At 76.2% G+C, this 23,491-nt stretch carries 20 protein-coding genes; 6 read left to right on the forward strand and 14 right to left on the reverse strand.

Features of this window, described 5'->3' with window-relative positions:
• Positions 1 to 10: 10 nt before the first annotated feature.
• On the reverse strand, positions 11 to 712 hold the full coding sequence (locus ACH01S_RS28435; protein ID WP_246236706.1) for a FadR/GntR family transcriptional regulator: 702 nt from the start codon (positions 710 to 712) through the stop codon (positions 11 to 13).
• 111 nt (positions 713 to 823) lie between these two features.
• Here ACH01S_RS28435 and ACH01S_RS28440 point away from each other — a divergent pair, with 111 nt between their 5' ends.
• Together ACH01S_RS28440 and ACH01S_RS28445 are read left to right on the forward strand one after the other, a co-directional pair.
• The gene (locus ACH01S_RS28440) at positions 824 to 1,663 is read left to right on the forward strand and encodes a fumarylacetoacetate hydrolase family protein (RefSeq protein ID WP_067898192.1); all 840 of its coding nucleotides are present in this window, start codon (positions 824 to 826) and stop codon (positions 1,661 to 1,663) included.
• 74 nt (positions 1,664 to 1,737) lie between these two features.
• Complete coding sequence (locus ACH01S_RS28445; protein WP_246236708.1) at positions 1,738 to 3,384, forward strand: serine/threonine-protein kinase; 1,647 nt, start codon at positions 1,738 to 1,740, stop codon at positions 3,382 to 3,384.
• A 9-nt stretch (positions 3,385 to 3,393) separates the two neighbouring features.
• Here the strand turns inward: ACH01S_RS28445 and ACH01S_RS28450 are convergent, their stop codons facing one another.
• Genes ACH01S_RS28450 through ACH01S_RS28485 form a run of 8 tightly spaced genes read right to left on the reverse strand, consistent with a single transcriptional unit; the run spans position 3,394 to position 12,281 of the window.
• Positions 3,394 to 3,801: a DUF1257 domain-containing protein gene (locus ACH01S_RS28450; RefSeq protein ID WP_067898195.1), complete on the reverse strand. Its 408-nt coding sequence runs from the start codon at positions 3,799 to 3,801 to the stop codon at positions 3,394 to 3,396.
• Between the two features lie 14 nt (positions 3,802 to 3,815).
• Positions 3,816 to 5,384 (reverse strand): Ycf46 family AAA ATPase, encoded by a 1,569-nt coding sequence (locus tag ACH01S_RS28455; RefSeq protein WP_067898198.1) that lies wholly within the window; start codon positions 5,382 to 5,384, stop codon positions 3,816 to 3,818.
• A gap of 4 nt (positions 5,385 to 5,388) precedes the next feature.
• Complete coding sequence (locus ACH01S_RS28460; protein ID WP_067898201.1) at positions 5,389 to 7,329, reverse strand: WD40 repeat domain-containing protein; 1,941 nt, start codon at positions 7,327 to 7,329, stop codon at positions 5,389 to 5,391.
• A complete protein-coding gene (locus ACH01S_RS28465; RefSeq protein ID WP_148344385.1) occupies positions 7,326 to 9,251 on the reverse strand; it encodes a WD40 repeat domain-containing protein in 1,926 nt (641 codons plus the stop codon). Before ACH01S_RS28465 ends, ACH01S_RS28460 begins: the two co-directional genes overlap by 4 nt.
• Complete coding sequence (locus ACH01S_RS28470) at positions 9,248 to 9,832, reverse strand: 4Fe-4S single cluster domain-containing protein (protein ID WP_067898207.1); 585 nt, start codon at positions 9,830 to 9,832, stop codon at positions 9,248 to 9,250. The genes ACH01S_RS28465 and ACH01S_RS28470 overlap by 4 nt, the downstream gene beginning before the upstream one ends.
• A complete protein-coding gene (locus ACH01S_RS28475) occupies positions 9,829 to 10,041 on the reverse strand; it encodes a DUF2997 domain-containing protein (RefSeq protein ID WP_067898209.1) in 213 nt (70 codons plus the stop codon). Before ACH01S_RS28475 ends, ACH01S_RS28470 begins: the two co-directional genes overlap by 4 nt.
• A gap of 9 nt (positions 10,042 to 10,050) precedes the next feature.
• Positions 10,051 to 11,679: an Hsp70 family protein gene (locus ACH01S_RS28480; protein WP_067898212.1), complete on the reverse strand. Its 1,629-nt coding sequence runs from the start codon at positions 11,677 to 11,679 to the stop codon at positions 10,051 to 10,053.
• Positions 11,679 to 12,281 carry a hypothetical protein gene (locus ACH01S_RS28485; protein WP_067898215.1) on the reverse strand — a complete coding sequence of 201 codons (603 nt, stop codon included), beginning with the start codon at positions 12,279 to 12,281 and terminating at the stop codon, positions 11,679 to 11,681. Before ACH01S_RS28485 ends, ACH01S_RS28480 begins: the two co-directional genes overlap by 1 nt.
• A 43-nt stretch (positions 12,282 to 12,324) precedes the next feature.
• On the opposite strand from ACH01S_RS28485, the gene ACH01S_RS28490 reads away from it, so the two are divergent.
• From ACH01S_RS28490 to ACH01S_RS28500, 3 genes are all read left to right on the forward strand, one after another.
• A complete protein-coding gene (locus ACH01S_RS28490; protein WP_083981238.1) occupies positions 12,325 to 14,559 on the forward strand; it encodes a serine/threonine-protein kinase in 2,235 nt (744 codons plus the stop codon).
• Positions 14,546 to 15,949 (forward strand): serine/threonine-protein kinase, encoded by a 1,404-nt coding sequence (locus ACH01S_RS45500; RefSeq protein WP_067898218.1) that lies wholly within the window; start codon positions 14,546 to 14,548, stop codon positions 15,947 to 15,949. The genes ACH01S_RS28490 and ACH01S_RS45500 overlap by 14 nt, the downstream gene beginning before the upstream one ends.
• A gap of 132 nt (positions 15,950 to 16,081) precedes the next feature.
• Entirely contained in the window at positions 16,082 to 16,903 is an 822-nt protein-coding gene (locus tag ACH01S_RS28500) for an FHA domain-containing protein (RefSeq protein WP_067898221.1), read from the forward strand.
• Between the two features lie 13 nt (positions 16,904 to 16,916).
• On the opposite strand, the gene ACH01S_RS28505 is transcribed toward ACH01S_RS28500, so the two are convergent.
• Complete coding sequence (locus ACH01S_RS28505) at positions 16,917 to 18,737, reverse strand: serine/threonine-protein kinase (protein ID WP_067898224.1); 1,821 nt, start codon at positions 18,735 to 18,737, stop codon at positions 16,917 to 16,919.
• Entirely contained in the window at positions 18,667 to 20,220 is a 1,554-nt protein-coding gene (locus ACH01S_RS28510; RefSeq protein WP_083981239.1) for a B12-binding domain-containing radical SAM protein, read from the reverse strand. Before ACH01S_RS28510 ends, ACH01S_RS28505 begins: the two co-directional genes overlap by 71 nt.
• A gap of 105 nt (positions 20,221 to 20,325) precedes the next feature.
• Between ACH01S_RS28510 and ACH01S_RS28515 the strand changes: the two genes are divergently transcribed.
• Complete coding sequence (locus tag ACH01S_RS28515) at positions 20,326 to 21,042, forward strand: response regulator transcription factor (protein WP_067898227.1); 717 nt, start codon at positions 20,326 to 20,328, stop codon at positions 21,040 to 21,042.
• Here ACH01S_RS28515 and ACH01S_RS28520 read toward each other — a convergent pair.
• The 3 genes from ACH01S_RS28520 to narJ are packed head-to-tail and all read right to left on the reverse strand — an operon-like array spanning position 20,966 to position 23,434.
• Positions 20,966 to 22,216 carry a sensor histidine kinase gene (locus ACH01S_RS28520; protein ID WP_067898230.1) on the reverse strand — a complete coding sequence of 417 codons (1,251 nt, stop codon included), beginning with the start codon at positions 22,214 to 22,216 and terminating at the stop codon, positions 20,966 to 20,968. The two genes, ACH01S_RS28515 and ACH01S_RS28520, sit on opposite strands and share 77 nt — an antisense overlap.
• Before the next feature lie 7 nt (positions 22,217 to 22,223).
• Complete coding sequence (gene narI, locus ACH01S_RS28525; protein ID WP_067898233.1) at positions 22,224 to 22,922, reverse strand: respiratory nitrate reductase subunit gamma; 699 nt, start codon at positions 22,920 to 22,922, stop codon at positions 22,224 to 22,226.
• Positions 22,919 to 23,434, reverse strand: coding sequence for a nitrate reductase molybdenum cofactor assembly chaperone (gene narJ, locus ACH01S_RS28530; RefSeq protein WP_067898236.1), 516 nt, complete (start codon positions 23,432 to 23,434; stop codon positions 22,919 to 22,921). Before narJ ends, narI begins: the two co-directional genes overlap by 4 nt.
• Between the last annotated feature and the right edge of the window lie 57 nt (positions 23,435 to 23,491).

Genomic DNA, 23,491 nt, shown 5'->3' on the forward strand with positions numbered 1-23,491 from the left:
GACGGCCGGATCAGGAGGCGGGCTCGCCCGTCTTGTGGTCGTGGATCAGGCGCATCGCCGTGTCACGGTCGTGCCGGGCCACGGCCTCCACCAGATCGGTGTGCAGCCGGTGGCGCTCGTGCAGGTACGGGGGCAGCGGCCGGACGCCGTCCGGCAGGACGCGCAGCGTGTGCCCCTCGATGAGGTCCAGCAGGTTGGCGTACAGGGAGCGGAGCAGGATGTGCGGGCTGACCGCCGCGATCCGCGCGTGCAGCCGCCAGTTGGCGCGGGTGAAAGCGGTGGCGTCCGCGGCGTCGGCGGCGGCGCCCATCTCGGCGAGGATCGCGCGCATGTCCGCGACGTCGGCGGGGGAGGCGTGCCAGAGGGCGTCCTCGATGAGGAGCGGGTCGAGCGCGTCGCGGATGCGGATGGCCTCGGCGACCGACGTGCTGTCGGCGTCCAGGGACAGCATCGAGTTGCCGAGCCGCACCATCGGCGACTGCTCGGCGGCGAACAGCCCGCCGCCGGGGCCGGGCCGGACCGACACGAGCCCGCGCGCCTGGAGCAGCCGCAGCGCCTCGTTGAACGTGCTGACCGAGACCCCGCACAGCGCGCGCAGCTCGTTCTTCGTGCCGAGGCGCGCCCCGGGCTCGGCGGACCGGGCGAGGCCGGCGACGCGCTCCGCGGCCAGCTCCGCCCGCCCGGCGGCGGGGGCCTGGGGTTCAGCGGGCACGGAGTCCACCTCCCTTTAATTCAGCATGGACATTAGCAGGGGCCCGGCTTGACGTCCCGTCTCACCTGCGGGCATTATCGCCCTAATCATCATGACGAATTAGGAGGACGGGTGCGCGTCGGCAACCTCGCGGGTCGCTCGGTCGTGATCGTCGAAGAGCGCGCGGTGGACGTGGAGACGGCGAGCGGCGGCCGGTTCGGCCCCGATCCGCAGGCCGTCTACCAGGACTGGGACGCGTTCCGCGCCTGGGCGGCCACCGTCTCGGGGGAGGCGGGCGCCGCCTTCGACCAGGCGGACCTCGGCGCCCCGGTGCCCGAGCCGCGCCAGGTCTTCGCGATCGGCCTCAACTACCGCGACCACGCGGCCGAGTCGGGCTTCGACGTCCCGGACGGCCTGCCCCCGGTGTTCACCAAGTTCGCGACGAGCATCACCGGCCCGGTCACCGAGGTGGCCCTGCCGCCCGGCGGCAACACCGACTGGGAGGTCGAGCTGGTCGCGGTCATCGGACGGCGGGCGCGCGACGTCCCGGCGGCGGACGCGTGGGACCACATCGCGGGCCTGACCGTCGGCCAGGACATCTCCGAGCGGGTGTCCCAGCTCGCCGGGCCCGCGCCGCAGTTCAGCCTCGGCAAGTCGTTCCCCGGCTTCGCGCCGACCGGGCCGTGGGTCGTCACGCCGGACGAGTTCGCCGACCCCGACGACCTCGCGCTCGGCTCGGCGATCAACGGCGAGGACGTGCAGAAGGCCCGCACCCGGGAGCTGATCTTCTCCGTCCCGCTGCTGGTCGAGCGGCTGTCGGCGGTGCTGCCGCTGCTGCCCGGCGACCTCGTGTTCACCGGGACGCCCGCCGGGGTCGGCCTCGGCCGCTCCCCGCAGCGCTGGCTCGCGCCGGGCGACGAACTGGTCAGCCACGTCGAGGGCATCGGCGAGCTGCGCCAGCGCTTCGTCTGAGCCGGGGACGGGCGGCCGCCCGAATGCCGGACACTTCGGGCGATTCGGAAGCCGCTCGTTCTAGGCTGTGCGCCGTGACGGCAGAGCGGGTGGTGATCGACGGGCGCTTCGAGCTGCGCGGACGGCTCGGCAGCGGGGGCATGGGCACCGTGTGGCGCGCCTTCGACCTCGCGCTGGAGCGCGAGGTCGCCCTGAAGGAGGTGCGCCTCGCCGACGCCGAGCCGTCCCACCAGGACCCGGGCGTCGCGGCGATGATGCGCGAGCGCGTCATGCGGGAGGCGCGGGCCCTCGCCCGCCTCGACCACCCCAACGTGGTGACCATCCACCACATCGTGGACTCGCCGGACATGCCGCACCCGTGGCTGGTGATGGAGCTCGTCCGGGGGTCGTCGCTGCAGGACAGGCTCGCGTCCGGGCCGCTCACGCCCGGCGAGGGCGCCGTCGTCGGACGCGGGATCCTCGGCGCGCTGCGGGCCGCGCACGCGGCCGGGATCTGCCACCGCGACGTCAAGCCCGCGAACGTCCTGATGCGGACGGACGGCACGCCCGTCCTCACCGACTTCGGCATCGCGGTGCTGGAGGAGGCGTCCCGCGTCACCGCGACCGGCGGGCTCGTCGGCTCGCCGGAGTACATCGCGCCCGAGCGGCTGCACGGGACCGAGGGCGACCCCGCCTCCGACCTCTGGTCGCTCGGCCTGCTGCTGTACGTGGCGGTGGAGGGGCACAACCCGCTGCGCCGCCCGACCGCCGCCGCGACGCTCGCCGCCGTCATGACGGCGGCGATCCCGCCGCCGCAGCGCGCCGGGCGGCTCGCGCCGGTTCTCCAGGCGCTGCTGGTACGGGAACCGGCGGCGCGTCCTCCGGCGCAGCAGCTCGATCAGATGCTCGCCCAGGCCGCCGACGCCGTCACCACCGCGCCGGGCCCGGCGTTCCCGCCGCCGCCCGCCTTTCCCGCGCCGCCGCCGCCCGGCCCCGGCACCCACCCGAACGCCGCGCCGCCGCACGCCTCCCTGCCCCACGCCGCTCTGCCGTACTCCACCACGGGCGGGATGCGGCGACCGCGCCGCGACGGGGGGCGGTGGCTGGTCGGGATCGCCGCCGGGATCGCGCTGTCGGCCGTCGTGGCGCTCATCGCGACGCTGGTCGTCGTCGTCCCGAAGATCATGGACGCGAGCCGCGGCTCGGCGGCGGGCCCCGGCGGCCGGACGGCGGCGACGCCGACGACGACCGCGCGGGGAAGCGGGGGCGGCGGCGGAACGCGGGTCACGACGCTGCTGACGCCCGCCGCGATCCGCGACGTGATCAAGAAGTTCGAGGCGGCGTCGGGCAGCACGAAGTTCGCCGAGTTCTCCGTCTACCCGGACCGGGCGTCCGCCGACGCGCCCGTCGCCGGGCGCCGCTCCGCCTTCGACAACTACATCTACGAGAAGGGCGCGGACGCGGCGGTGCGGAGCCGTCCGAGCGTCGCCATCACGACCGGCGACGCCAAGGTCGACCTCAAGACCTTCAACTGGGAGGCGCTGCCGTCCCTGCTGAACCGCGCCGCCCGCACGCTGAAGGTGCCGAAGCCGACCAACCGGTACGTCATCGTGCGCGCCGCCTGGACGTTCAACGGCGACGCCCCCACCATGCTCGTCTACCTCACCGACGACTACGGCGGCGGCTACCTCGCCGTGAACCTGAAGGGGAAGGTCATCAGCACCGTCCCCGCCAACTCCTGACCGGGCGGGCTACCCCACCCGGCGCAGGACGAGCCGGACGGTCCCGTCCCGTTCCGTGGCCTCCTCGGCGAGGTGGAAGCCCTGGTCGGCGAGCGTCCGGGACGTCACGTGGTAGGCGTGCCTGGCGGTGACCCGCCCGACCCATCGCTCGTCGTACTTCCGCCGGTCGAACTGGCTGATCGTCGCGGTGAAGTGCCCGTCCGGGCCGCGCCGGAAGCCGATGTCGTTGGACAGGCGGCCGATGTGCCGCCGCCGGACGATCACGTGCGCGGCCTCCGCGCGCCGGTCGCCCCGGTAGCCGTACAGCGGCCGCGGCTCGTCGTGGACCTCGACGTCGCCGAACCCGACGTCGGCGAGCGCGGCGCGCAGCGCCTCGACGTCGGTGATGCGCGTGGCCATCGTGGTGAAGTGGGACATGCCGTCCTTCCTCCTCAGGGATTGAGCGGGTCGAGGGGCTCCAGCGGGACGACGAACCGCCGCTCCGCCTCGACCGCCTCGGCGAACGACGCGGACTGCGCGCGGCCCTCGCGGAGCCAGCCGCGCAGCGCGGCGATCGTCTCCCGCTGGGACACCGACAGCGGCACCTGCCGGTCGAGCGCGGCGACGACGTCGTCGGTGCGGAACTCGCGGTCCTGGTTGAAGCCGACGTACATCGCGTCCACGATGGCCTGCTCGATCTCCGCGCCGACGTAGCCCTCGGCGCGCCTCGCCATCAGGGGGACGTCGTAGTCGCTCGGCAGCCGGTTGCGTTTGCGCAGGTGGACGGCCAGGATCTCGGCGCGCTCCTCGGGCGTCGGCAGGTCCAGGAAGAAGATCTCGTCGAACCGCCCCTTGCGCAGCACCTCCGGCGGCAGGCTGCCGACGTCGTTGGCGGTGCCGACGACGAAGCACGGCGTGGTCTTCTCCTGCATCCAGGTGAGGATCGTCCCGAAGACGCGGGTGCTGGTGCCGGAGTCGCCGCCGCCGTGCGCGAGCGCCTTCTCCATCTCGTCGATCCACACCACGCACGGCGCGACCGTCTCGGCGAGGCGCAGCGCCTGCCGGGTCCGCTCCTCCGCCTCCCCGACGAGCGAGCCGAACAGGGCGCCGACGTCGAGCCGCAGCAGCGGCAGCCGCCACAGCCCGCCGATCATCTTCGCGGTCAGGCTCTTGCCGGTGCCGGGGATGCCGATCAGCGCGATGCCCTTCGGCGCGGGCAGCCCGTAGTCGCGCGCCTCCTGCGTGAACGCGCGCTCGCGGAGCCGCAGCCACTCCTTCAGGACGTCGAGGCCGCCCACGTCGTCCGGCGTCTCGTGGACGGGGTGGAACTCCAGCGCCTCGCTCGCCCGGATGACCTCCTTCTTCTCCCGGACGACGGCCTCGATGTGCCGGTCGTCCAGCGCGTTGTCCCGGACGATCGCCTTGGCGTACGCGCGGCGCGCCTGCGCGGCCGTCATCCCGAGCGCGGCCTGCCCGAGCTTCTCCTGCCCCGCCCGCGTCAGGTCGACCTTGACGCCGGGCGTCTTCGTCAGCGCGGTCAGGACCTCGTCGAGCTGCCCGGCGTCGGGCAGCGGCAGTTCCAGGACGACGGCCTCGTCCCTCAGCTCCTCGGGGACGACCCGCGTCGGCGCCGTCACGATCACCGACTTGCGGGTGTAGCGGAGGCGCTGCACCGCGCTGCGCAGCTTCCGCTTCACCTGCGTGTTCGTCCAGCAGTCGTGGAAGTCCTTGAGGACGAACGTCACGTCGCCGTCCATCTTCTCCACCTGCTCGATGACGGTGAGCGGGTCCCGCGCCGCCGGAAGCGCCCCGGACGAGTTGGACGAGCCGGACGAGCCCGATGTCAGGGCCTCGAAGCCGTCCGCGACGTCCCAGGCGAGGCACGGGCGGCCGCCGCGCGCGCACACGTCGGCGACGGCGCGCAGCGCCCGCTCCTCCTCCACGGTGACGACCACGACCAGCGTGTACCTGGCGCGCAGGAAGAGGTCGAGCTCCGCGTCGAATCCCGTGCCGCCGTTCATCCGGCTAGCCCCTTTCACGGTCGATCTCGATGTCGGCGGGCCCGGCCGCCGCGCTCTCGTCGGCCAGCTCCACGTCGTGGCGGTGCCGCCACTCGGCGAGCGCGGCGACCAACCGCGCCCAGGCGCGCTCGTCCGGCGACCGGTCCCGGCACGCCTCGACCAGGCGCGTCGCGGCGGACGGGGCGAGCCGCGCCGCCGGGACGCGGCACGCGTCGGCCAGGTCCGGGTGCCAGAGCTTCCACAGCCGCAGCCCGCCCCGCGCGTCGCCGCCCGCCAGCAGCCCGCCGTCGGGCGACACCGCGAGGCAGGTCACGCGGGCGCCGGGCTCGGCGCGGACGGCGAGCGGCGCGCCGTCCGGCAGCCGCCACAGCCGGACCGTCCCGTCCTGGCCGCCGCTCGCGAGGATCCGGCCGTCCGGGGTGACGGCGAGGTGCGTCACCCGGCCCTCGTGCCCGGTCAGCTCGCCCGCCGCCGCGCCGTCCGGCAGCCGCCACAGGCGCACCGTCCCGTCCTTGCCCGCGCTGGCGAGCAGCCCGCCGTCCGGTGCGACCGCGAGGGCGGTCACGCGTCCGGAATGGCCGAACGCCGTGCCGGTCTGCTCGCCGTCCGACAACCGCCACAGCCGGATGTCGCCCCTGTCGTCGCCGCTCGCGAGGAGCGTCCCGTCCGGGGTGGCGGCGACGCAGCGGACCGGGGCGGGATGGCCGTGCAGGGGGGCGACCGCCGACTCGCCGGTGTCCAGGTCGTAGACGCGGATGGCGCCGCTCCATTCGGCGCTGACGGCGCGGCCGTTCACCAGGGCGACCGCGTCGTGGTCGTTCGCGCTCCCGCGCCGGGCGGCCCACCGCTCGCTCCAGGCCGGGCCGTAGGCCCGCAGCCACGCGCCCGCGGCGAGCAGTAGCCCGCCGTCCGGAGTCGCGAGCAGCGTGCTGGACTTCGCGGTGTGCCCCGGGACGGGCAGCGTCGTGACCGGGTCGCCGGACGGCAGCCGCCACACGGTCACCCGGTCCATGCAGCCCGCCGCCAGCCGGGTCCCGCCCGGGAGGATCGCGAGGTCGAACCAGTTGCCGTGGACGAGGGCCTCGATGTGGTCGCCCGACGGCAGGTCCCAGAGCCGGACGCCGTCGCCCTTGCCCGCGCTGACGAGCATCCCGCCGTCCGGGGTCACGGCGAGCCGCTCGACCCGCCCCGGGTAGCCGTCGAGGACCGTCGGCGCGTCGGCGAACCCCTTCTCCGGCTCCCCGAAGCACTGCCCGGCGAGGGCGGTGAGCCTGCGGTAGCCGGGCCGCTCCGCCGCGTCCGGGGGCCGCCACCGCTGCTCGGCGAGGATGCGGAGCATCCACGCCGCCCACGGCGCGGGCGCCTCCTGCGCCAGCCGCCACAGCCCCGGCCACCGCCGCTTCGCGGTCAGCGTCTCGACCGCCGCCTCCCACTCCCGCGCCGACACGGCGGCGAGCCGCTCCGCGCCGCGCGCCTCGACGACCGCGTCCACCCACTCGACCCGCGCCGACGCGCGGGCCCGGTCGGCGAGGCGGGCGCGGAGCCCGTCGTCGGCGGCGGCGTGGGCGGCGGCCAGCATGGACCCGTCGAAGTCCAGCTCGGCGTAGCCGCGGTAGTCGCCGGTCATGAACAGCAGCAGCGCCTGGCTCGCCGGGTCCGAGTGCCGGTAGCCCGCCGCGCGGACCAGCGTCGCGAGCCGGTCGTCGCCGTCGGCGATCATGACATCGCAGACGGCGTCGACGCACGTGCGGTCGGCCAGGCCGGTGAGCGCCCGCTCGGCGACGGCGGCGGTGCGCCGGTCCGGCCCGGACGCGAGCGCGAGCGCCAGCGCCCGGACCGCCCCCGGCGACCGGTCGGCGGCCAGCCGCCGCGCCGCCCGGCGCCGCCCCCACCGCCCGGCCCCGGCCAGCCTGGCGGCCAGGCCGTCCAGCTCGTCGTCCGTCATCCGCCCTCCACTTCGATGTCGGACGCGTCCGGCGCCGCCGCGGCCAGCTCGATGTCGTGCCGGTGGCGCCACTCGACGAGCGCGGCGACCAGCAGCGCCCACGGCCGGTCGCGGTCGTCGCCGACGAGGTCCGGCAGCCGCCCGGCCGCCGCCTTGTCCAGCTCGTCCACCGGGGTGCCGAGCGGCGCCCGCAGCGCCGGATGGCGCAGCCGCCACAGCCGGACGAACCGCTCCCCGGCCGCGCTGATCAGCAGCGTCCCGGCGGGCGTGAACGCCAGCTTCCCGACCTCCTTCGGGTGCGCGGCCCACGCCCCGGCCGCCGCGCCGTCCGGCAGCCGCCAGAGCCGGATCCGGCCGCGGTCGTCCCCGCCGGCCAGCAGCCCGCCGTCCGCGCTGACCGCCAGCGCGGTGACGGCCCGGCCGCGCCCGGTGAGCCGGGCGGCGGGCGCGCCGGACGGCAGCCGCCACAGCCGGACCGATCCGGCGTGGTCGGCGGTGGCCAGCAGCCGCCCGTCGGGCGACATCGCGAGCGCCGACACCGCCGCCGCGTGGCCGGTGAGCCGCGCGGCGGGCTCCCCGGACGGCAGCCGCCACACCTGGACGGTCCCGTCCCACCCGGAGGCGGCGAGCAGGTCGCCGCGCGGGGACACCGCCATGGTCACGACGTCGTCGTCGTGGTACTCCAGGGCCGTGACCGGGCGCTCCGAATCCGGGCTCCACAGCCGCACCGCGCCGCCGCCGTCGTGGGTGGCGATGAGCCCGCCGCCGGTCCCGGCGGCGGCGATGGGGGGATACCCCGTGCTGCCGCACCGCCGTTCGCGGGCGGGAGCGCCGAACGGACGCCGCCAGACGAGCGGCCCGCCGCGTGCCGCGGTCGCGAGGAACCGCCCGTCCGGCGCCACCGCGAGCTGGACGCCGAACGCCGGAAGGACCTCCGAGCCGCTCTCGCGCCGCAGCTCCGCCGGGTCCGCCGGCCGCCGCGCGGGCAGGTCCCACAGCCGCACGGAGTCGCCGTCGCAGCTCGCGAGCAGGCTCCCGTCCGGGAAGACCGCGAGGTCGCAGACCGCGCCGGGATGGTCGAGCGTCCCGGCGGGCGCGCCGGACGGCAGGTGCCACAGCCGCACGCCGCGGCCCTCGCCGCCGGTCGCGAGCAGGCTCCCGTCCGGGGTGACGGCGAGCGCCGGGTACGCCGAGGCGGGCGTGTCGAACGCGTCCAGCGCCACCGACTCGCCGGTGGCGATCCCGGTCGGGACGCCCTCGGGGCAGGACCGCGCGAGGGCGGCGAACTCCTCGAACGCGGCCGCCTCGGCGGGACGGCGGCCCCGGTCGGCCAGCTCGCGCAGGATGCGGGCGCTCCACGGCGGCGGCGTCCGCGTGACCAGCCGCCACAGGTCGTCCCACCGGCCGGACGCGACGAGGATCCCGATCGCGGCGTCCCACTCCGCGCCGGTCATCGCGCGGGTCGGCGCACCGGCCCCGCGCGGGCCCGTGCCGAGGCCCGTCCACTCGACCCGCGCGGACTCGCGGGCGCGGGCCGCCAGCCGCGCCCGCAGGCCCTCGCCCGCGACGGCCCGCGCCGCCGCGAGCAGCGCGCCGTCGACGTCGAGTTCGGCGTACTCGTCGAACCGTCCGGTGAGGAACAGCACCAGCGCGCGCCGCTCCGGACGGGACGGCAGGTACCCCGCCCGCAGCACCAGCGCCGTCAGCTCCTCGCCGCCGTCCTCGATCAGGACGTCGCACACCGCGTCGATGCCCGCCTGGCCGCCCGGGTCCGCGAGCGCGGCCCCGGCGATCCCGCGGACCCGCGCGTCCGGGTCGGCGGCGAGCCGCGCCAGCCGCGCCGCCGCGTCCGGTGTGCGCGCGGACGCCAGCAGCCGCGCCCGTCTCCGCCGCCGCCACCGGACGGATCCCGGCACGCTCATCCGTCCCGGCCCGGGGGGTCGATGCCGGTGACCGTCAGCGTGCCGTCCGCGCGGATGATCACCTCGGCGTCCGGGACGGCGTCGAGGTCGGCCTCGGTGTACCGGTCGGTGAACAGGTGCACGGTCTTGTTGGACGACCCGCGCAGCCCCCGCCCGAGCCGCCGGTCCCGCCGGTACCGCCCGGCGAGCAGGACGTCCACCCGCTCGCGCAGCGCCGCCGCGCCCGGCATCCGGACGATCTCGTCCCACCCGTACCCGGTGAGCACCAGCACCGACAGCGACGTCTCCGCCCGGATCCGGGCCAGCAGCCGCAGCAGCGGGCGGAACTGCTGGAGCGGCTCGCCGCCGCTGATCGTCACGCCCTCGATCCGTCCGCCGAGGACGGCGATGCACGCGAACAACTCGTCCACGCCGACCTCGCGGCCGAGGCGCCCGTGCGTCTCGGGGTTGAAGCAGCCGGGGCAGGCGAGCGTGCAGCCCTGCAGCCACACCACCGCGCGCACGCCCGGCCCGTTCGCCTCGCTGAACGGCTCGAACGCGTGCACCCGCAGGGGGCGCGGCGGGCCGGGAGGCCGGGTCATGCGCCGGGCCTCCGCCGGAGCCGGTCGTCCGCCCGCCGCTCCAGCACCTCCCGCGCCTCGGCGGTCAGCTCCCGCTCGACCACCTCGCCGCCGAGCGCCGCCTCCAGCCCGCCGGTCAGATCGAGGCAGCCCGCCCCGGTCACGCCCCGGACCTCGATCCGGGTCGTCCCGTCCGGGGCTATGGTCACCTCGACCTCGTGGAGATCCATGCTCGCTCCTCACGTCAGCTTCACGACCGGGTGGTCCCGGTGCGTCACCCGGCCGGTGACCAGGTCGCGGGCGGTCAGCAGCAGCCGCTTGTTGCCGTCGACGCCGAACTCCATGCGGAACCGCGCCTGCCCGGCCGTCGCGGGCGGGTCGGCCTCCAGGAACATCGGGTTGCCCTCGTTGATCCAGAAGCGGTTGCGGCCGTCCTCCTCGTCCGGGGACAGGGCGCGGACCCGCCACGCGCCGGACGGGTCGCACACGAGCTCGGTGTCCGCGCCGCCGCCGCGCCGCCCGCCCAGCTCGTAGATCGCGATGCCGAGCTCGCGCTGCCCGTCGCCGGTGGCGCGGACGGTCATCGTGTCGACCGGCTCCGCCGTCGGGTACGCGGTGCCCGCCCGCACGCACACGCGGTACTCGTAGCGCCCCGACTCCCGGTCGAACCACCGGACCGCGTAGTCGTGCTGGACGTGGTCGTGGAAGCCCGCGCCCGCGGCGTAGGCGGCGGCGCCGCGCGCGACGGCGTCCAGCGGGCGGTCGCTGAGCACCCGGTCCCGCCCGAAGATCCGCTCCAGCGTGCGGCGCACGGACGGGATCAGGCTGCTGCCGCCGACCATCAGCACGGCGGCGAGGTCGTTCTCGTCGTAGCCGCGCCCGGCCGCCGCCCGCAGCGCGCGGCGCACCACCCGGTCGACGCGGGCGAACAGCTCGCGCCGGTCGAGCAGCTCCTCGAAGCCGACCGTCCGCCCGCCGTCGCCGCCGGACCGGACGAGGTCGATGCCGAGCACCGTCCCCGTCGCCGGGTTCACGACGCTGACCTCGGCGTGGTCGCGCGCCGGGTCGGAGAGCGCCTCCTTGGCCCGCTCGCACTCCACCAGCAGGGCGCGGCTGACCCGGCGCACCTCGCCCGCGCTGTCGTCGCGGCCGTTGCGGGCCAGCAGCTCCTCGAAGATCCACTGGTCGACGGTGGCGCCGCCGATGTCGTCGCCCGCCTTGCCGAGCACCCGGCACGCGCGGCCGGTCCCGGTGTGATCGTCGTCGTCCTGCACCCGGACCACCGCGGCCTGCACGGTGCCGCCGCCGAAGTCGAACACCAGGTAGACATTGCCGGGACGCAGGTGCGCCCCGTACCCGAGCGCCGCCGCGGACGGCTCGTCCAGCAGCCGGAACCGGGGCAGCCCGGCCGCCTCCGCCGCCTCGGCGAGCCAGTCCTCGTAGTGCTCGAACGACTCGACCGGCGCGGTCAGCGCGACCTCCTCGCCCGCGGCCGCCGCCTCCAGCGCCGCCGACCCGAGCACGGCCGCCAGGTAGTCCCGCCCGGCGGCGAAGTGCGACAGCCGCCGCCCGCCCGCGGCCATCCGCACCGGGCTGCGGTTCGCGATGTAGCGCTTCATCCAGCGGAAGGTGCCCGCCGCGTCGTACAGGTTCGCCGCGAGGACCTGGTCGCCGACGAGCCGCCGCCCGCCCTCCGCGTAGTGGATCACCGACGGCACCACCGGGACCGGCTCGCCGCCGCCGTTGCCGCCTCCGAAGTAGCGTCCGTAGTCCGGAATGTGGAGCGTGGTCGCCTGCCCGGTCGCCTCGTCCCAGGCGGCCACGACCGTGTTGCTCGTCCCGAAGTCGATCCCCAGCCGACCCGCCATCAGCCGCCCTCCTCCTCGACGCCCGCCTTCCGTACGACCCGGCCCCGGCAGGCCAGGCCGGGGACCCGCACCACGACGGGACGCCCCGCCCGCCCCGTCCCCGCCGCGTCGCTCAGCGGGTCGTCGCTCAGCGGGTCGTGCCGGGACGGGTCGAACGGCTCGACCGCGCCGGGCTCGCCGACCGCGTCCACGCCGATCTCCCGGAGCCCGCGCACGAGCCGCGTCCCGACGTCGAGGACGTCCTCGACGCCCACCCGCGCGGCCCCGGTCCGGTGCAGGTGGGCCTGCGTCATGAACTGCACGAGCGGCGTCCCGATCGCCGCGGCGAGCCGTTCGAGGTCGGCCTGCGCGCGCCGCTCGGCGCCGCGCGCGGCGGCGTCGCGGGCGCGGGCCAGCTCGGCCCGCGCCCGCTCCGCCGCCCGGTCCCGCTCCGCCAGGTCGAGCCGGGCCCCGCGCAGCTCGCGCCGCAGCCGCAGCACGTCGTCCGCGGACGCGTCCCGCCGCCGCCCCGGCAGACGGCCGAGCAGGCGGCCGAGCGCGCGGCCGAGCAGGCGGGGCGCGCGCCCGCCGGACATGCCGTCATCGCCGTGTTCGTCGGTCACGGCGTGATTACACTCCCGTCACACCGGGACCGGTCCCGGTGCGGTGTCCCCGATCATCGTCCCCGGACGGACGGCGGAGGAGGCGACGGCGGTGGAGCCGCTTCAGCGCGCGGTGGCGCCGCTGCGCCGTGCCGACCCGGCGCGCGTCGGCCCGTACCGGCTGCTCGGCCGGCTCGGCGCGGGCGGCATGGGCGTCGTGTACCTCGGCCGGTCCGGCGGCGGCCGCGCGGTCGCGGTCAAGGTGATCCAGCGGCGGTTCGCGGACGAGCCCCGCTTCGTCGCCCGGTTCCGCCGCGAGGTGACCGCCGCGCGCAGGGTGACCGGCGTGTTCACCGCCCCCGTCCTGGACGCCGACCCGGACGCCGCCACCCCCTGGCTCGCCACCGCCTACCTGCCCGGCCTGTCGCTGCGCGAGGCCGTGGCGCGGTTCGGCCCGCTGCCGCCGGACGCCGTCCGCCCGCTGGCCGCCGGGCTGGCCGAGGCGCTCGCCGACATCCACCGCGCGGGCGTCGTGCACCGCGACCTGAAGCCGGGCAACGTGATGCTGACCGCGGGCGGCCCGCGGGTGATCGACTTCGGCATCGCGCGGCCGGCGGACGCGACGTCCATCACCCGCGTGAACGCGCCCGTCGGCACGCCCGGCTTCATGGCGCCCGAGCAGATCGACGGCGCCCCGGCCGGACCGGCGGCCGACGTCTTCGCGCTCGGCGCGACGCTCGCCTACGCCGCGACCGGGCGGGAGCCGTTCGGCGACGGGGCGCCCGAGGCCCGCGACCTCCGCGCGCTGCGCGGCCGCGCGGACCTCGCCGGGATCACCGCGCCGTGGCTGCGCGACCTGGTCGCGGCGTGCCTGGCGGTCGAGCCGGAGCGGCGGCCCTCCACGGCGGACGTGCTCGAACGGCTCGGCCCGCCGCCGGCGGACGCGCCGTCTCTGCTTGCCACCGGCTGGCTCCCGGCGCCGGTCGCCGAGGAGATCGACCGCCGCACGGCGCTGCTCCCGCCCGAGGAGCCGGCGACCGAGGACCCCGAGGTCAGGTTCGCCTCCACCGCCGAGCCGGACGCCGCCGGGCCCGCGACCGTCGCGGACGCGCCACCGCCGCCCCCTCCGGACCTCGGCCGCCGGACGCTCCTCGCCGGAGCGGGCGCGGCCGTCCTCACCGCGGGCGGCCTCGGCACGTTCGCCTGGCGCCGGACGCGCCACCGCCCGCGGGCGCGCGGCGGGGACGGTCCGGCCGCGCGCCCGCCCGCGGCCCCGCAGGGACCCCCGCCCGACGGCGCCGCGCGCTGGACGCGCCGCGTCAGCAAGCGGGGCCACCCGCCCGAGCTCGCCGCCGCGCCGGGAGTGCTCCTCGCGAACGGGGACGACGGCAACGAGATCGTCCACGCGCTGGACCCGCGCACCGGGCGGTTCCGCTGGACGCGCGCCGGGGGCTACGCCGCCGCGCCGTACGGCGGCGTCACCTACCTGGCGCTCGCCGAGGGCCGGGAGATCGCGGCGGTCCGCTCCGCCACCGGCCGGACGCTGTGGACGCGCTCGCTCGACTTCACCGAGTCCGGTCCCGGCGAGGCGATCGCGGTCACGGACCCGGTCGTCGCGTTCGGCACCGAGCAGGTCACCGCGCTGGACCTGCGGACGGGACGCCGCCGCTGGACGGCGAAGGTGCCCGCCCGCTACGGCATCTCCGGCGCGGACGGCCTGGTCCTCGCCATGGTCGCCGAGTCCCTGACCGCCATCGACGCGCGGACCGGCGAGACCAGGTGGCGGCACCCGATGGACTACGGCGACTACCAGGTCGCCTCGGACGGCCACGTCTTCGCCGTCGACCGGTTCGGGACGCTGCACGCCGTCCGCGCCGACACCGGCGCGCTCGCCTGGCGGCGGCCGGGCGTCGCCGGATGGGGGAGCCAGGCGGGCGGCGGCCGCTGCTACGTCGAGGGCCGCGACGGCGAGGTGCTCGCCCTGGACGCCGCGACCGGCAGGCAGCTCTGGTCGCGGCCCCTGCTCGCCCGGCTGACCGACGACCCGCGCCGCCAGGCGACCGCGCTCCGCCTCTCCGGCGGCGCCCTCTACGCCATGTGCGGCGACGGCGTCCTCTACGGGCTGAGCGCGGCGGACGGCCGCGTCGCCTGGACGTACGCGAGCCCCGACCCCGACTTCGTCCAGCCCGCGAGCGCGGACGGGCTGGTCTTCATCGGCTCCGGCGACGGCGGCGTCCGCGCCGTCGCGCCGCCGACCGTCCCGCCGCGCCCGAACGGAGGCCCGCGTGCGACCCCTTGAGCCCGACGACCCGCGCTCGGTCGAGACCGGAGGGCGCCGGTACCGCGTCCTCGCCCGCGTCGGATCCGGCGGGATGGGCGTGGTCTACCTCGGCCGCTCCGCCGCCGGCCGCGCCGTCGCGATCAAGACGGTGCACCCGGAGTTCGCCGCCGACCCCGAGTTCCGGGACCGGTTCGAGCGCGAGGCCGCCGTCGCCCGGACGGTCGGCGGCGGCTTCACCGCGGCCGTCCTCGACGCCGACCCGCATGCCGACGTCCCGTGGCTCGTGACCGAGTTCCTGCCGTCGGTGTCGGTGCGGGACGCGGTCCACTCGTCCGGCCCGCTCCCGGCGGACGCGGTGTGGGACCTCGCCGCCGGGGTCGCGGAGGCGCTCGTGTCGATCCACGGCGCGGGCGTCGTGCACCGGGACCTGAAACCGGCCAACGTCCTGCTCACCGCGGACGGGCCGCGCGTCATCGACTTCGGCGTCGCGCGGGCCGTGGAGGCGTCGTCGGTGTCGCGGCCCGGCGCCCGCGCGGGCTCGGCCGGGTTCATGTCGCCGGAGCAGGCGGCGGGGGAGGCGATCGGCCCGGCGAGCGACGTCTTCTCGTTCGGCTCGACGCTGGCGTTCGCCGCCAATGGGCGCGAGCCGTTCGGCGACGGCCCGTGGCAGGCGAAGCTGCTGCGCGTCCAGTCCGAGCCGCCGAGGCTGGACGGGATCGCCGACCCGGACCTGCGCGCGCTGATCGAGGCGTGCACGGCGCGCGACCCGGCGGCGCGGCCGACCGCGCCGGACCTGGCCGAGCGGCTCGCCGGACGGCGGGACGGCCCCGCCGCGCCGCCCCCGCCCGTCGCGGCCGAGATCGCCCGGCGGCGGGCGGCGGCCGAGAACCCGCCGCCCCCGCGGCCCTCGCTCGAACCGCCCGCGGACCCCGCGCCGGTCCGGGCCGGACGGCGGCGGCACGCGGGCGTGCTGGTCGGGGTCGCGAGCGCCGCCGCGCTCGTCGTCACCGCCGGGGGCCCGGCCGCCCTCTGGTACGCGACGCGGGACACCGGCCCCGAGCCCGCCGCCTCGGCCTCGCCCACGCCGAGCGCGTCGGCGGCCGTCGCGTCCTCGCCTCCGCCGTCCTCGGCGGTGACGCGCGGCGACATCGTCTTCACCATCGAGGGCGACGGCACGCTCCGCACGCTGACCTACATGGTCGACGGGAAGAGCACGATGCTGAGGAACGTGAAGCTGCCGTGGAAGAAGTCGGTCCCGATCCCGGCGACGCCACCGCGCATCTCGTGGAAGCTGACGTACCGCGCGCCGTCCGGCGGGGCGTCCCACACCGTCGTCGTGGACGGGCAGCCGATGGGAAGCGGCCAGGGCAGCGCGGGCACGACCATGCGCGCCGAAGGCGTCTACTGACCCCCCGCGACCGATCCGCCCGGCCCCTGCCACACCGAGGGCGGGACCCCTCCCGCGCCCGGGGGTTACGCTGAGCGCGGACGCGCGTGCGGAGCGGACGCGCGGGCACGACGCGCGGAGAGGACGGGTCGCATGCCGACGACGACACGCAAGCCGCCGGGCAAGGTCGACATCCTGCCGAAGGGCATGGGGAGCCTCGCCACCGGCCTGCCTCCGGCCGAGCCCGGCACGCTGTTCGTCCGGGGGACGAACGGCGGGATGCGGGTGTCCCCGGACTCCCGCTTCACCGTCGTGTTCGGACGCTGCGAGCCCGACGTCCACGTCTGCGTCGGCGGCGACGACAAGCGCGTCAGCCGCCGCCACGGCGTCATCACCCGCGAGCACTCGCGGTGGGTGCTGTACAACGAGGGCAAGCTCGCGATCCGCTTCCCCGGGGCGCGGCTCGTGCTCGGCGGGCACCGGGCGGAGCTGCCGGTCACCTACCTGCCGCTGTTCATCGTCGCGCCCGGGCAGGAGCACCTGCTCGAAGTGCGCATCGCCGCCGGGGCGGCGGGGTCCGGCCCGGCCGACGTGCACGAGGTCGAGACCTACGACCCGCAGCGCAACCCGGAGGAGGAGCACGGCGGCAACCCGTGGTACCTGACCGAGCAGGAGAGGCTCGTCCTGGTCTGCCTCGCCCAGCGCTACCTGCGGCAGGAGCCGTGGCCGCAACCGCTCACCTGGGCGCAGGTCGCCGACGAGCTCGCCCGGCTCCGCCCCGGGGAGAAGTGGAACGACAAGCGGGCCGCGCGCGTCGTCACCGCCGTCCGGATGCGGCTCAGCCCGTACGTCGGCGGCCTCCGCGAGGAGGAGATCCCGCCGCCGATCGGCAACGCGCTCAACCACAACCTGATCAACGTGCTGCTCGTCCACACGATGCTCCGCACGTCCCACCTGGAGGCCATCGGCGGGTAGGCGGGCGGCCGGGTCACGCGGGGAGCTGGGCGGCGGCCGCGTCGGCGAGGGTCGTCGCCATCGCGCACAGCTCCTTCACCGGCGGCTCGCCCCGCGCGACGAGGTACAGCAGCTCCACCGCCTCCTCGCCGTGCTGGTCGGAGTAGCTCCGGTGCACGACGCGGACCACGCACGTCCCGTCCCCGTCGCCCTTCGGCTGGACGAACGCGGGCCGCCCCCGCAGCCGGGTCGGGTTCCCGTCGTCGGCGGCGGTGGGCGGCTGGCCGCGGTCGAAGAGCAGGTGGACGTCGATGTCGCGGGTGGTGCTCCGCCACTCGCAGCCCCAGCCGCCGAAGCCGACGTCCGGCTCCGCCGCGTTGATGCCGGGGACGATGTCGAGCGCCCCCGGCCCGATCATCGCGCAGGCGTTCCGGTGCGCCAGCGACCGCGCCGGGAACGGCGGCGACCGCCGCGCGAGCGGCCCCCGGTTCAGCGCCGCGGCGGCGCGGACGGCGGCGGTCTCGGCGATGGGGCAGAGCGGGACGGGGCCGCCGTCGGTCTGGTGCGCGTCGACCAGGATGGTGGCGCCGGCGTCCGGCGGCGGCAGGACGAGGATCCGGCCGCAGGAGTCGTCCTCGGCGCGGTCGTCGACGACGCGGACGCGCCCGATCGCGCGCGCCGGTCCGGCCGTCTCCGGCCCGCCGCCGGTGTTCAGGTCGAACTTGACGTCGACCTCGCCGCCGCGCCCGGTGGACACGAGGACGTCGCACCGGTCGAAGTTGCCGTAGTCGGTGTCGAGCTCCGTCTCCCCGTACCGGCGGAGCGCGGGCGGGTCGGTCAGCGCGCACGGGTCGGCGGTGCGCGGGTCGCCGATCAGCGACACCGGCCTCGGCTTCGGCTTCGCCGGGGCCGTGCCGCCGGACGACGGGAGCACGATCGCGAGCACCGCCCCCAGCGCGACGGCCGCGCCCGCCGCCGAGACGGCCACCGGGCGCCGCCGCGCGAACCCCACCGGACGGCGCCACGGGCGGCCGGCGCCGCGGTCGGTGGACGGCTCGTCCTCGGTCGGGGCGGCGTAGCCGGGGCGCTCGGGCTCGGCGGCCGCGCCCGCCACCTCGTCCAGCATCCGGCGCGCCTCGGCCGGGGCGGGCCGGTCGCCCGGCTCGGGCCGGAGCATCGCCGCGACCACCCCGGCCAGCGGCCCGAGGCCGGCGTCGCGCGCCGCCGGGTCGCCGGGCGGCCCGCCGGCGACCAGCGCCCGGACGGTCGCGCCGAGCGAGAACACGTCCGACGCCGGTTCGGGACGGCCGCGCACGACCTCGGGCGCGGCGTAGGCGGGCGTGTGGCTGACCGACCCGTTCCGCGTGATCGTCTCCCGGGCGCCGAACCGGTAGGCGGCGCCGAAGTCGGTGAGCTTGGCCGTCCCGTCCTCGGTGACGACGATGTTGCCCGGCTTGACGTCGCAGTGCACGATGCCCTCGGCGTGCAGGGCCGACAGCGCCGAGGCGATCTGCGCGCCGACGCGGGCCGCGCTCGCCGGCCGCATCGGGGGCCAGGCGTCCAGGCTGCCGCCGGGCACGTACTCAAGGACGAGCCACGACGTGTCCTCGTCGCCGGTCCGCACCCGGACGGCGTCGTACAGCGTGACCACGTGCGGATGGCTGAACCGCGCCAGCGCGCGCGCCTCCGACCGCAGCCGGTCGAACGCGCCGGGACTCTCCCCTAACTTGGCCCGCTTCAGCGCGACCCGGCGCCCGAGTTCCGGGTCCTCGGCGAGCCACACCTCACCCGTCCCCCCGCGAATGGGCCCCTTCGTCAGCCGGTACCGGCCGCCGACCTCCGCTCCCAGACGCACCGCGACTCCTTTCACCCGGCGACCCGCCCGGCGCCGCCCAGCGCCACGCGCGGCCCAACCTACTGCGTGACGGCGCGGACACACACCGTTCTTCGCGAATGGAATCGGCCGGTCGCGCGGGACGCGTGCCGAATCCCGCGAGGACCGCCTCCAGGATCGGCAGCGCGCGGCCCGCCCTTTTCGCGCGGATGACCAGGTCCCAGGCGGGTTCGAATTTCTTCCAGCCCCCGGCGTAGGCGGCGTGCCTGGCCTTTCCGCGCAGCGTCGGCTTGGTGGCGGCGCCGCGCAGGATCGACCCCCACCGGTAGAAGTCGCGGTAGGCGCGCCGGTAGCCGTCCTCCAGCTGCTGAGGGGTCATCTTCGCGGGCTCGAAGACGACCGTCCGGGTGTCGTAGCCGGACCAGTCGGAATGGAGGAGGCGGCCCGCCTTCGCCATGCGGTCGTAGAGCCGCGTGCCGGGATAGGGCGTGAGGATGTGGAAGGTGGCCGTCTCGATTCCCCGGCCGACCGCCCATTCGACGGTGCGGTCGAAGACGCCGGGGTCGTCCTCGTCCATCCCGAAGACGAAGCTGCCGTTCACCATAACGCCGTTATCGTGCAGCCGGCGGACGACGGCGTCGTAGTCGCGGTCGATGTTCTGCCATTTCCGCTGCTCCGTCAGATTGGCGGCGTTGACCGTCTCGAAACCGACGAACAAACTGCGTAGCCCCGATTCGACGGCCTTTTCGAGGAGGCCGGGGCGCAGCACCGCCTGCACCGTTCCCGCGGCCTGCCAGAGCCGTCCCATGCCGCGCATCCCGTCGAACAGCGCGGACGCGAACCTGGCGTTGCCGAACAGGTGGTCGTCGAGGAAGTACAGGTGGCGTCCGGGCAGCCGGTCGATCTCGGCGAGCGCGGCGTCGACGGTCTGCGTGTAGAACGACTTCCCGCCCTCGAAGAACGCCTCCTTGTAGCAGAAGTCGCACACGTGCGGGCAGCCGCGCGACACGACGATCGAGTTCGGCACGAGGTAGCGCTCGCGGGCGATCAGGTCGCGGCGGATCGGCGGCAGCGCGGCGAGCGTCCGCTCCGCCGACTCGTACCGCGGCGCCGGGTTCCCGGCGCGGAAGTCGGCGAGGAACCGCGGCCAGGTGTCCTCGCCGGGGCCGAGGAACACCGTGTCGGCGTGCGCGGACGCCTCGTTCGGGAGCGAGGTGACGTGCAGTCCGCCGAGGCAGACGTAGGCGCCGCGGGCGCGGTAGAGGTCGGCGAGCTCGTAGGAGCGCCGCGCCGAGGTGATGTAGACCTGGATCACCACGAGGTCGGGCTCGTCGGAGGTGTCGACCCGCTGCACGTGCTCGTCGGTCAGCGTCACCTCGTCGTCCGGGTCGAGGTAGCCGGCGAGCGTGGCGAGGCCGAGCGGCGGGAACAGCGAATACTTGATCGGTCGGAAGAACGGCGAGGTCGCCTCGGTCAGGGCCGGAAGGATCATCTTCACGCGCATGCTCCATTGGACGCCGCCGAGCGCCCGCGCAGGCGTCCGTCCTGTGCGGATAGTGTGCGGATACCGTGTCGGTCGTCCGTAATTCAATCGTTCTAGAATGTCTTTGTGACCTACGGACTTCTGATCGTCGAAGACGATTTCGATATCGGTTCGGACTTGGTCGCCGTCCTGGGCGCGCACGGATACACCACGGCCCTGACCGCCAACGGGGTCAGGGCGGTCCAGCTGGTGCGGAGCGACCCGCCGCAGATCGTCCTCGTCGACCTCGGGCTGCCCGACATGGACGGGCTCGCGCTGTGCCGCCGGCTGCGCTCGCTGCGTCCCGAGCTGGCGATCCTCGTGGTGACCGCGCGGACCCGGGAGTTCGACGTCGTCATGGCCCTGGACGCGGGCGCCGACGACTACGTGACCAAGCCGTTCCGGATCGACGAGCTGCTGGCCCGGCTGCGCGCCCTGACGCGCCGCCGCAAGAGCCGCTTCGGCCCGGCCGTGGTGAGCGTCGGGGGCCTCAGCGTGAACCCGGCGGCGCGGCGGGTGCTGCTCGGCGGGCGCGAGGTCGGCCTGCGCCCCCGCGAGTTCGACCTGCTGCAGATGCTCGTGTCCCGCGCGGGCCAGGTGGTGTCGCGCGAGGAGCTGATGCGGGAGGTGTGGGGGACCGAGTGGCTCGGCGCGACGAAGACGCTCGACGTCCACGTGTGCGCGCTGCGCCGCAAGCTCGCGGCGTACGGGCACGACCCGCGGCGGATCACGACGCTGCGCAGGATCGGCTACCGCTACGAGGCCGAGGCGGCGGCGGAGCGGTGGTCGGCAGCAGGAGGGTGAACACGGCCGGGTCGGTCCGGCTGAGGTAGAGCCGCCCGCCCTCGGCCTGGGCGAGCGAGCGGGCGATCGACAGGCCGAGCCCGTGCGCCGAGCCGGAGCCCGTCATCGGGCGGCGCTCGAACACGTCGTCGCCGGGGCGCGGGCCGGGGCCCTCGTCCATCACGTCGATGGCGAGCGCCGGGTCGGAGTGGTAGGCGGTGACCGTGATCGTCCCGGCGCCGTGGGTCAGCGCGTTGTCGATCAGGACGTCGAGGATCTGCGTGACGGCGGCGGACGACGCGACGACCGGCGGCAGCGGCCGGTGCAGGTTGAGCGCGAGGCTCCGTCCCATGGCCTTCGCGTCGGGCTCGTGCCGGTCGCGGACCCGTTGCAGGACGCGGACGGCGTCGAGGTTCTCGCGGTCGTCCTCGTCCCGCGCGAGCCGCAGCATCTCCTCGACGGTGTCGACGAGGGCCCAGCCGCGGCCGATCGCCGTCCGGATCGCGGTGTGCGGGTCGTCGTCCGGACGGTGCAGCCCCGCTTCGAGCCCGAGCAGCAGGCGGGTCAGCGGCGTCCTGAGCTGGTGCGCGACGTCGGTGCTGAACGCGCGCTCCCGGGCGACGGCCTCGTCCAGCCGCCGCAAAGCCTGGGCGAGCTGCTCGACGGGGCGCTGGGCGCGCCCGGCGATCCGGCGGGCCGCGACGGCGGCGAGCGCGAGCAGGGCGAGCGCGGCGAGCGCCGTCGCGGCCCAGGCCCGCTCGGTGCGGTGCCGGATCAGCGTGCCGGGCACGCCGACGCGGACGACGGTCATCGTCCCGCGCGGGTGCACGAGCGGCGCGGTGGCGGTGAGCTGGCCGTCCTCGAACGCGTCGTGGATGTGCCCGTCGCCCGCGCTCGCCGCGGCCGCCGAGCTGGACGGCCCCTCGCCGAGCACGCGCTGCCCGCCCGGCCCGTACAGCCCGACGATCCGGGACGCGTCCCCGACCACGGGCAGCCCGTCCCTGCCGCCGGCGGGCGGGGCGGTCTGGAGGCCGCTGACCAGCCGGTCCAGGTCGGCGGTGGCCTCGTCCACGTAGAGGCGCCGCACGGTGAGGCCGAGCGGCACGGCGCACGCGAGGACGGCGAGCGCGGTGATCCCGACGATCCAGCCGAGGAGGTAGCGGTGCTGCGGGACGGAGCGGTCGCGGGGTCTCATCGATGCCTCACTGCCGTGATGGGGTCCGGACGGCGCGCGACCGGTAGACCACGTACGGACGGACGACGTAGCCGAGCGGCGCCGCGAACGCGTGCACCAGCCGGCTGAACGGCCACAGCGCGAACAATGCCATGCCGATGAGCGCGTGCACCTGGTAGACGAGCGGTGCGCCGTTCATCGCGTCGACGTTCGGGTCGAGGCCGAACAGGCTGCGGAACCAGATCGAGACGCCGAGCCGGTAGTCGTAGGAGCCGCTGCGCGCCCCGGCGAAGGTGGCGGCGAGCCCGGCCCCGAGCACGATCGCGAGGACGGGGTACAGCACGCGGTCGCTGCGCTGGGACGACACCCGCACCGCCCGCGTCCGCAGCCGCCGCCAGATCAGCGCGGCGAACCCGACGGTGGCGGCGACGCCCGCCGTCCCGCCGACGACCAGCGCGTTGGCCCGGTACACCGACTCGGGCACCTGGAGCCGCTCGGTCAGCGACTCCGGGACGACCAGCCCGACGACATGCCCCGCGATGACCATCAGCAGGCCGAGGTGGAACAGCGGACCCGCGACGCGCAGGATCCGGCTCTCGTGGATCTGGCTGGAGTGGGTGGTGATCCCGAAGCGGTCGTAGCGGTACCGCCACACGCTGCCGCCGACGAAGACGACCAGCGACAGGTAGGGCAGCACGCCCCACAGCGCGATGTGCAGGTGTTTCACCGTCGTCGTCCTTCCGGGACGGCGGCGCACACCGCGTCGAGGACGTGCTCGTAGTCGCTGCCGTACGCGCGCAGCCCGCGCCGGAGCATGTCCAGCCCGGGGCGGTGGTCGGCGAGGAGCGGACGTCCCGCCTCGGGGTCGCGCGCCGCGAACTCCAGCATCAGCGGGAGGAAGTCGGGCAGCTCGCGGTCGGGTCCGACCCAGCCGTGCCGGCGGTAGTAGGCCTTGAGCGACGCGAGCCGCCCGCCGCGGGTGCGGGTGTCGCCGTCGGTGTAGTAGGTGAGGTACAGCGTCCGGCGCCGGGTCCGGTCGAAGGTCGCCACGTAGCGGGCGCCGAGGTCGAGGGGGGTGCCGGTCCCGGCGGCGCGCTCGCAGAACCGCGCGAGGGACCGCGCCGCCGCGCCGCGCACGGCCGCGATCGACCGGCTGACCAGCGACAACGTCTCGGGCCAGTCGTCACCCGGATAGCAGAGCAGCAACGAGGCCGACTGATAGACGATCCGCTCGGTCACGCGTCGTCTCCTTTCTGGGGGGCGACCCCCAGACCCCCGTGGAGGAGGAGGCGTGAT

Source organism: Actinomadura chibensis NBRC 106107 (assembly GCF_001552135.1).
Classification (GTDB): domain Bacteria; phylum Actinomycetota; class Actinomycetes; order Streptosporangiales; family Streptosporangiaceae; genus Spirillospora; species Spirillospora chibensis.

Bases quoted from the DNA above. Each gene is read 5' to 3' on its own strand.
- ACH01S_RS28450 (WP_067898195.1), bottom strand. From the start codon at position 3,801: ATGTCCCACTTCACCACGATGGCCACGCGCATCACCGACGTCGAGGCG.
- ACH01S_RS28455 (WP_067898198.1), bottom strand. From the start codon at position 5,384: ATGAACGGCGGCACGGGATTCGACGCGGAGCTCGACCTCTTCCTGCGC.
- ACH01S_RS28460 (WP_067898201.1), bottom strand. From the start codon at position 7,329: ATGACGGACGACGAGCTGGACGGCCTGGCCGCCAGGCTGGCCGGGGCC.
- ACH01S_RS28465 (WP_148344385.1), bottom strand. From the start codon at position 9,251: ATGAGCGTGCCGGGATCCGTCCGGTGGCGGCGGCGGAGACGGGCGCGG.
- ACH01S_RS28470 (WP_067898207.1), bottom strand. From the start codon at position 9,832: ATGACCCGGCCTCCCGGCCCGCCGCGCCCCCTGCGGGTGCACGCGTTC.
- ACH01S_RS28475 (WP_067898209.1), bottom strand. From the start codon at position 10,041: ATGGATCTCCACGAGGTCGAGGTGACCATAGCCCCGGACGGGACGACC.
- ACH01S_RS28480 (WP_067898212.1), bottom strand. From the start codon at position 11,679: ATGGCGGGTCGGCTGGGGATCGACTTCGGGACGAGCAACACGGTCGTG.
- ACH01S_RS28500 (WP_067898221.1), top strand. From the start codon at position 16,082: ATGCCGACGACGACACGCAAGCCGCCGGGCAAGGTCGACATCCTGCCG.
- ACH01S_RS28510 (WP_083981239.1), bottom strand. From the start codon at position 20,220: ATGCGCGTGAAGATGATCCTTCCGGCCCTGACCGAGGCGACCTCGCCG.
- ACH01S_RS28520 (WP_067898230.1), bottom strand. From the start codon at position 22,216: ATGAGACCCCGCGACCGCTCCGTCCCGCAGCACCGCTACCTCCTCGGC.